We start from the raw sequence: 7,085 nt of genomic DNA, 5'->3' as shown, positions 1-7,085 counted from the left end.
CCAGCACTTCCAGATTGCCGTCCGCGCGCCGGCGGCCCAGATCCCCGGTGCGGTACATACGGTCTCCCGGCGCGGAGCCGTGCGGATCGGGCAGAAACTGCCGTGCGGTCAGGGCGGGTTGCCGCCAGACGCCGCGCGCCAGGCCCTGCCCCCCGATGTAGATCTCGCCGCGCGCGCCCGGTTGCACCGGGCGCAGATCGGCGTCGAGCACATGGACGTGACTCCCCTCCAGGGACCTGCCGACCGGCGAGACGGCGGTGTCCGGCGCGGCGAGCACCTCCTGATTCAGGTCGCAGAGCGTGGAGGTGATGGTGGTCTCGGTGAGCCCGTAGGCGTTGACGAGCCGTACGCCGGGGATCTTGCGCAGAACGGCGCGGCAGTCCTTCGCGGTGACGATCTCACCGCCGACGATGGCGAGCCTCAGCGAGGCGAGCATCTCGCCGCGGTCCGCGGCGTAGACGATCCGGTGCCAGTAGGCGGGGGGCAGGTCGGCGACGGTGATCCCGTACTCGGGCAGGCGGCGCAGCAGGTCGGTGGGCGCCCACGTCGGTGTTCCCCCGAGGATGAGCGTCGCGCCACTGATCAGAGGGGCGAAGATCTGCTCCAGTGAGGTGTCGAAGCCGAGCGCCGCGGCGTGCAGCACCCGGTCGGAAGGCGTCAGTTCGTAGGCCCGGGCCACCGCCGTGAGGGAATGGGCCAGCGACCGGTGGCTGATCATCACCCCCTTGGGCGGTCCGGTGGATCCGGAGGTGTAGATCAGGTAGGCGAGGTCGTCCGGACGGGGGCCGCGTGCCGTTCGGGGTGCCTCCGACGGCGCCGCAGCCGGTTCCGTGGCCGTCTCGGCGTGGACGATCCGTGCCTCACACCCCTCGAACATGGTGGCGTGCTCGCGGCTCGTGACGATGAGGCGGGAACCGGTCTCCCCGACCAGTGCGACCATCCGTTGCCGCGGAGTCGCCGGGTCGAGAGGCAGAAACGCGCCTCCGGAGTCCAGCACCGCCAGCAGGACGACGATCAGCTCGGGCACGCGGTCCAGGCACACGGTGACGACGCACTCCGGGCCGACGCCCCACTCCCGCAACCGGTCGGCAAGCCGGTCGGCGCGACCGCTCAGCTCGGCGTAGCTGAGCCGACCGTCGTCCGAGCGCACCGCGAGAGCGGACGGCTCACGCCGCGCCCGCTCCCGCACCAGCTCGGGCACGCTGCCCGGCCAGGGCTGCGGTGGCCGCACGGCGCGGGCACTCGCGGGCCGCATGTCGGTCCACAGGCGCTCGACCAGAGCCCCGCACCCCGTGTCGGACTCCGGTCCGCCGATCCGGTGCCACCCGGCCGGAATCCGGCGGTCTGCGGGCCAGACCGCGTACTGCTCCTCGTCGTTGCGCAGCACGACGCACGGTGCAACCGACTCTGCCGTCCGAGGATCACGTTCCGTCACCTCGAGCCTCCTGCCTCGCGCGGCGTCCTGCGGAGCACCGTCTGCGCCCCCGGCGGGAAAGGGCCGCCGTCATCACTGCTTCCCTTCCGCGGGCCTCACAGGCAATTCGGCCAGGCGGCCGAGCGGCGGTGCGAGGACCAGTTGCCCCGCCTCCTCGGCATTGACCGGTTCTGCGAAGAGATAGCCCTGCGCCAGCCGGCAGCCCATGGAGATCAGCAACTCCTGCTGCCTCACGTTCTCCACCCCTTCGGCGATGACCGTCAGACCGAGCGTGTCCGCGAGATGTGCGATGCCCTCGACGAGGGCGTACTGTTCCCGCGATCGCCCGAGTTCGTCGACGAACGACTTGTCGATCTTGAGTATCGAGATGGGGAACTCACGCAGATAGCTCAACGACGAGTAGCCCGTTCCGAAGTCGTCGATCGCGATACGAATGCCGAGCTCTGTGAGCGCATTCATCTCGCCCAGAATACGCTCGTCGTTGTACATCAGCACACTCTCGGTCAGTTCCAGTACGAGAGAGGCCGGTTCGATGCCGGAGAGATCCAGGGCACGCCGGACCACGTTGTAGAAGTCGTCGTCCCGGAACTGACGCGGCGACACATTCACACTGATGTAGGGCGGTTTGCGGCCGGCCGTCCCGTCGCGCGGGGCGGAGCCCTCCCAACGGACCGCCTCGGCCGCGGCCTGGTCGAGCACCCAGGCGCCGAGGGGGACGATCTGCCCGCTCTCCTCGGCCAGCGTGATGAACTGTTCCGGCAGCACCATGCCGCGCGTGGAGTGGGGCCAGCGAACGAGCGCCTCGAAGCCGGCGATCTGACCACTGGCCAGCTCCACGATGGGCTGGTAGAGCACCAGGAACGACGTCTCGATCGACGAACTGTCCAGGGCCTCCTGCAAGTTGGCGCGCTCGGCCATGCCGCTCTGCAGCTCCGGGTAGTAGCGGCGCCACTGGCGCTTGCCCGCCGTCTTCGCCGAGTACAGCGCGAGATCGGCGTGTGCCAGAAGTTCGACCGCGTCGATGCTGTCCTCCGTCGTCGCGACGCCGATGCTGGCGTACGCGCTCATCGGCCCCACACTGAGCCGGAACGGTTCGTCGAACACGGTCATCACCTGTTGGGTGAACCGCTCCACGCCCTCTGTCGCGATGGAGCCCTCCACCAGCAGGGCGAACTCGTCACCGCCGATGCGCGCGGCGGTGTCGGAGGCACGGACGGCCGTCTGCAACCGGAGTGACAGCGCGACCAGGAGTTCGTCGCCCACACCGTGGCCGTGTATGTCGTTGACGACCTTGAAGTCGTCCACGTCGACGAAGAGCACGCCGACCACCGTGCCGTCGCGCTGAGCCTGCGCCAGGGCGTGGTTGACCCGGTCCTGGAAGAGCACACGGTTGGCCAGATTGGTGAGCGAGTCATGGAACGCCTGGTGGGTGAGTTCGCGTTCGAGTTTGCGCTGTTCGGTCACGTCCCGCAACGTGAGCACCACTCCACCGACGGTCGCCTCCTCCCGCAGATCGCTCCACCTCAGCTCGACCTCGATGGACGACCGGTCGGCGCGGACCACGCGCCAGTGCTCACGCCCGGTCTGCGGCTCGCCCCTGCGTATCCTGCCGAGTGTCTCGACGACCGCGCGGCTGTCCTGCGGTGGCACCAGATCGACGAGGAGGGTGCCCTCCAGGTCCGGAAGGCCGAGCACCTGGTCGGCGGAGGGACTGGCGTAGCGGACCCGGTCGTCGTCGTCGAGGATCAGGATGACATCGGAGGCGTTCTGCACCAGCGTGCGGAAGTACATCTCGCTGTTGCGCTGGTTGACCTCCTGGGCGAGGGTGACCCGCTCCGCGGCAAGTGCGGCCTGTGCGGCGAGAGTCACCAGCGTGTCGCGGAGCACGAGCAGGCCGTGCTCCTCCCCGGCCACGATCAGCACCCCGATCAGCGGATCGTCCGAGAGGTGGCCCTGCGCCGCGAGCCGGCAGACCAGCGCGTGGTGGTTGCGGGTCGGCTCCACTGTGAGGTGGTCGACAAGGGCGGGCCCCACACCGTCGAGGGTCACCAGGCGGTTCTCGCCGGACGCGATCAGCTCCCGCACGGTTGCGGTCTCCCGCGCGGCCAGGGGCCCGCGTAGGACGCTGTGGGCCCCGTTCACCCAGAGTGTGCTGTCCGGCAGGGTGAGCAGCGCGGAACGTGGCGGGCCGACCGACATCAGCTCCGTCACCGCGGAGTGGACGGCTGCGGCCACATCCCGCAGCTCGCCCGCTCCGCCCAGCGACGACACCGCGTTGCGCAGCACCTTCTCCCGGCCGACCGCCCGCCGGTGGGTCGCCACCACCCCTGCCAGGCGGTAGAGCACGAGGAGGAAGAGCACCGTGGAGAAGACCCCGATGACGCCGACGTTGGCCCTCACGCCGCGCACCGCCTCCGTCAGGAGGATGGCGGGCGCGATGAGCGATGCCAGGGCGAGCAGGGCCAGCCGGCCCGTGCCGGTCTCGGCTCGCCATGGCAGCGGCTGCGTCAGCAAGCGCATGGACGGATGGAGCGCGGCAGCCGCCCAGGCGCCGTACAGGACGGCCCAGCCGAGTTCGACCGCGCTACCGGTGCGCCACGTCCCGTTCAGCTGGATGAGGCCGTACAGCACGTCGGCGGTGAGCAGGCCGACGGTGCCGACGGTGAGCAGCATGAGCGTGCGGCTCTTGCCGCCACGGCTGACGAGCAGCCGCAGCAGCATCGCCAGGACCAGGATGTCGCCGAGCGGATAGGCGATGGCGAACGCCTTCTGCACCCAGGTGAGACCCTCGGCGCGGGCGTAAGGATCGATGAGGAAGAGCCACGACAGCAACGCCAGGCCGACGGTCAGCGTCAGCGCGTCGACGAGGCTCGCCCGGTCGCGCCAACTCGTGCGCCAGTGCACGAAGCCCAGCAGTCCCGCCGCATAAAGCGGATATGCCGCGAGATAGAAGCCGTCGGCGATCGACGGGAACGGGATCTCTTCATTGAGCAACTGGATGAGAATGATCTGGGTGGCCTGGCCTGCGGCGAAGGCGAAGTTTCCCGCGGCGAGCAGCAACCAGGGGAGCGGATGTGCCGGTTGGTTGAGAAGGACACCGAGGACGATACCGACGACGCCGATCGCTCCGATGACGACGAAGAGCAGCCGCTGTTCCGGAAATGCGTAGTAGAACGCCGTCAGCACGACGATACATGAGCTGACGGCGGCCATCACAGCCTGGCTTCGCAATCGCGCGTTCATCCCAACTAACCTCCTGAGAGGACCACTTGTCGGGCGGGCCGAGCTGCGCGAACGGCACCGGACGGCGGCGGAGAGGCCCGTCGGACCGAACGGGCGAAGGAGAATTCTCCGGGCCCCGGGGCGGGACCCCGAGCCTTATCGCCTCTGAACACGATTTCCGGTATACACGGTCACCGTAATGCGGGCTCCTTCTACACCGAGACATCGACGTGCCCTCATCCAGCTTACCGGGATCACCACTTCTCGCACGTGTGCACCGAGATACCGCGTCACCTCGCGGAAAACCACGAGATGCGCGAAAATGCGGGTCCCGGAGACCGGACCCGGTCCGCTGTCCGTACTCTCCCACCACCGCAGGAACTTCTCTCCTTGGGACAGTTGGCCTCTTGCCGCGGCGGCCGTTGCTCGCCGATGACGTGCTCGGCCCGGACACGGCGGGAGGGCCGGAGCCGCCGCCCCTCCCGCCAGGCGTGCCGGCTGCCGAGCCGGGCGTCATCCTTCGGGTTCTTCGGATGGGCGCTGACCTGGGCTGGGAACACGCTGGAAGGTCCGGTAGCCCTCGTCCCCCGAACGCCGACCAGGGAACGCAGAGATCCTGAAGCGGAACAGGGCGGCGACTTTCCGCAGTTGGCGGGGGTGCGGGTCAGGACGCGGCGCACCCTGCGGCTTCCGGGGACACACGGCTGGCGCCTGAACCGGCCCCGCAGTTCAAGCGCCGAACTCAGCCGCCGCGCCGCACCCGGGCCGCCCTGCGGGCCTCCGCGAGCTTGCGGGCCTCGCTGCTCTTGCGGGACGTTCTGCCACTGGAGCCGCTCTTCGCGTCCTTGGCGCTGCCCAGGCCGCGGAACGGGACGTTGTGGTTCTTGGGGCGCGATGCGGCCGGTCCACCGTCGAGAGGCTCTCCCGAGGGAGCCCTGGCGCCGGTGATCCGGCTCAGTTCCGCCTCGCCGGACCGCACCTTCGTGACCTTGGGAGCGACGTCGGCGTCGGCCATGACCTGGCTCGTCTCGCGGCGCTGCCCCGGCAGGACCAGTGTCACGACGGTGCCGAAGCGGCCGGCCCGGGCCGTGCGGCCCGCGCGGTGCAGATAGTCCTTCGGGTCGGTGGCCGGGTCGACGTTGACCACGAGGTCGAGGTCGTCCACATGCAGGCCGCGGGCGGCGACGTTCGTCGCCACCAGAGAGGTGACCTGCCCGCTCTTGAACTGGGCCAGGGTTCGGGTGCGCTGCGGCTGCGACTTCCCGCTGTGCAGGGCGGCGGCGGCCACACCGCTGGCCCGCAGATGCCGCGTGAGCTGGTCGACGCCGTGCCTGGTGTCCAGGAACAGCAGTACGCGGCCGTCCCGGGCGGCGATCTCCGTGGTCACGGCGTACCGGTCCGGGCCGTGTACGACGAAGACGTGGTGCTCGATCGCGGACACCGCACTGGACGAGGGGTCCACGGAGTGGACGGCGGGGTCGCGCAGGTAGCGCTGCACCAGCTGGTCGACGTCGCGGTCGAGGGTGGCGGAGAACAGCATCCGCTGCCCGTCGGGACGCACCTGGTCCAGGATCTCGGTGACCTGCGGCAGGAACCCCATGTCACACATCTGGTCGGCCTCGTCCAGGACCGTGATACGCACCCGCCCCAGCCGGCAGCCCTTGCGCTCGATGAGGTCGTGCAGCCGGCCGGGCGTGGCGACGACGATCTCGGCGCCGTCCCGCAGCGCGGCGGTCTGCCGTCCGATGGACACTCCGCCCACCACGGTCGCGAGCCGCAGCCCCAGCGCCTCGGCGTGCGGGGTGAGCGCCTCACCCACCTGCTGCGCAAGCTCTCTGGTGGGCACCAGAACGAGCGCCAGCGGCTCCTTGGGCCGAGCGCGCCGCCCGGCCGTCCGGGCGAGCATCCCCAGGCCGAAAGCGAGCGTCTTGCCGGACCCCGTGCGGCCCCGGCCCAGGACGTCCCGTCCCGCGAGCACGGTCGGCAGCGCCGCCGCCTGGATGGGGAAGGGAACGGTCACACCGTGCTCGTCGAGCACCCGCAGAACCTCGGCCGGGAGCCCGAGCTGCGTGAAGGAGGCCACCGTCGGCAGCGCCGAGCCCTGTCGCCGGGCATCGCGGGGTACTGATTCGCTCACGGAAAGCCTTCCTCCGAAGAAACCGTACCGAGGAAGGCGCGGCAGGGACGCGGTCACCGGCCAGGGACACCGAACGGGTCACGGACGCAGTGAGCGGCAAACAGTCAACGCTAGCACGGGGACCTCCGCGGACCACGCGGCAGACGTCACGGACTGCTCCGGGACCGCCAGGCCGAGACCGGCGCGAACCACCGAGGAGACAGCCGACCGCCGGGCGGCGAGGAGCCGTCGCAGAGGGGGTGGAGGTGCGAGTCGGGGAGGCCGGCGGCAATGGCCGCGCGCGGAAGTCCT

The 7,085-nt window shown here is 70.1% G+C and carries 3 protein-coding genes; all 3 read right to left on the bottom strand.

Annotated elements, in window-relative coordinates; genetic code table 11:
• On the bottom strand, nt 1-1,387 hold a 1,387-nt coding region (locus ABZ281_RS30435), incomplete at its 3' end, for an amino acid adenylation domain-containing protein (protein WP_356660661.1).
• A gap of 120 nt (nt 1,388-1,507) precedes the next feature.
• Complete coding sequence (locus tag ABZ281_RS30430) at nt 1,508-4,678, bottom strand: EAL domain-containing protein (protein WP_356660659.1); 3,171 nt, start codon at nt 4,676-4,678, stop codon at nt 1,508-1,510.
• A 721-nt stretch (nt 4,679-5,399) separates the two neighbouring features.
• A complete protein-coding gene (locus ABZ281_RS30425; RefSeq protein WP_356660657.1) occupies nt 5,400-6,794 on the bottom strand; it encodes a DEAD/DEAH box helicase in 1,395 nt (464 codons plus the stop codon).
• Between the last annotated feature and the right edge of the window lie 291 nt (nt 6,795-7,085).

The sequence above is a fragment of the Streptomyces sp. NPDC006265 genome (genome assembly GCF_040613555.1).
Taxonomy (GTDB): Bacteria; Actinomycetota; Actinomycetes; order Streptomycetales; family Streptomycetaceae; genus Streptomyces.
Note: the sequence above shows the minus strand (reverse complement) of the source record. Positions and strands in the feature narration are given on the sequence as shown.

Coding starts and splice junctions, on each gene's coding strand:
- ABZ281_RS30430 (WP_356660659.1), bottom strand. CDS start 4,678: ATGAACGCGCGATTGCGAAGCCAGGCTGTGATGGCCGCCGTCAGCTCA.